The following is a 1,548-nucleotide window of genomic DNA, read 5'->3' on the forward strand; positions in this document are numbered from 1 at the left end:
CTGTCAAATATTCAAGCTGATGGTCAATATGTGAAGTACTTACGAGCTCGTAAGCAGATGCTAGGTCGTCAAAATACTGCTTGAACGTAACAGTGTCGAGTCCTGCAAACCCGCCATGCTTTGCGCCTTGCAATTCACTGAGATAGTGGAATCTAAGGAAGTTATCGAGATACATCATAGCCCTAGATCCTCTGAAAACATATGATCTCTCTGAGCGTTAGTCATCATCGCAATACGCCCCCTGAGAAAACCAGAATCCCCGGAAAGCAGCCTGTACACCTCTTCAAAACTCTTGCATGCGGGGTATAAGTGAAAGGCGTAAGGATTCTCCAGCCTGAGTACACTAAATAGATGACCTCGAATAGACTTCAAAAGGCTTTCGGTTTCGCTGATGAGATTAATACCTAGATCATCCCAGTTTCCCTGGCGCGCCGTAATCGCATCGGCATGTTTTGCTGCGAACTCATACTCTTCGAAAAGAACACTAGCGAGGCACTTCACTCGCCAGGAAGTTTTATCAGTCTCTTCAAAGCAGTTAGTCAGCCAGAAAATCCAGCACTGCCGAATGCTCTGCAACTGCCTGTCGCGCAGAAATTTCTTGTATCGACTAATAAAGTCCGCTGGGGAGGCTGATTCGAGTGCAACCCGTGCGTAATCGGGAACGTAAGAGGCTGTTTGCTCAGTCCAGCAGCCAGTTTTAATACTCACGATAGTCGCTACTTCTAGCAAACTCTCGCACTGATGCTCGACAAATGAACCATCCTTATCCTGGAGTTGCAGCTTGTAGCATCCGTCATCAAAGACAAAGCCAGCAGCCGGGAAAAACCCAAAATGATCAAATGACTGGTTTAGAGCCTTTTCGAGATGATTATTGCGCTCGATCTGCATCCCCAAAGCCCTCCGACCCCGCATCATCCAATGCCAAAAAGCAGCCTTTGGCTTCAAAAGCCTGGCCAGGCGGCGCTCGCGAGGAGATAGGAACGTCAGCATGGCCTGTCTCCAAATACATATAATGGCAATTATTGACAGATTGGCAATTGACGGTGGAAATGTCAAGGAGGCCCTGGGGAGGCCTCTGGATTCGGAGCTTGCGGGGTTAGCGACGGGCTAGGCGCTGGGCTTTGAGTCGCGCCATGACCTCGTCAAATTCGACTCTGCACACCAGGGCGCTGATTTGCTGCCATGCTGGAGCCTTGTCGATGCCTTCGGGCTCAGCAGGGGGAAGGGTATCGGATTGGGCTAGGCGGAAGCACTCATCTGCGCAGTAATCTGCAATTTGTGGGGCTATCCAAAACAGTTTCTGTACGCTAAAACGCTTTGCGAAGATGTAGTAAGCAGTGTCGACGACTTTTTTGATGTCCATGTTTGCGCTCTCTTATTGTTATGCTCTTGCACATCTTTAATATGCGGGTGGAGCAAGAGAGCGCGCAACCCCTAAAATTTCTTTTTGATGTTAAGTCCATCGCATCCTGTCGAAGCGATCATGTCTTGATAATCAGATGATGTATACATGTCTATCTGCGTACAGTATCCCCTGAATACGCCATC

Annotated in this window: 2 protein-coding genes; both read right to left on the reverse strand. The window is 48.6% G+C overall.

Annotated features, from left to right (window positions below):
* Positions 1–174: 174 nt before the first annotated feature.
* Positions 175–990: a hypothetical protein gene (locus K675_RS0129905; protein WP_017907123.1), complete on the reverse strand. Its 816-nt coding sequence runs from the start codon at positions 988–990 to the stop codon at positions 175–177.
* A 106-nt stretch (positions 991–1,096) separates the two neighbouring features.
* Positions 1,097–1,363, reverse strand: coding sequence for a hypothetical protein (locus tag K675_RS0129915; protein WP_017907125.1), 267 nt, complete (start codon positions 1,361–1,363; stop codon positions 1,097–1,099).
* Between the last annotated feature and the right edge of the window lie 185 nt (positions 1,364–1,548).

It is taken from the genome of Pseudomonas fuscovaginae SE-1, assembly GCF_000364705.1.
Lineage (GTDB): Bacteria > Pseudomonadota > Gammaproteobacteria > Pseudomonadales > Pseudomonadaceae > Aquipseudomonas > Aquipseudomonas fuscovaginae_A.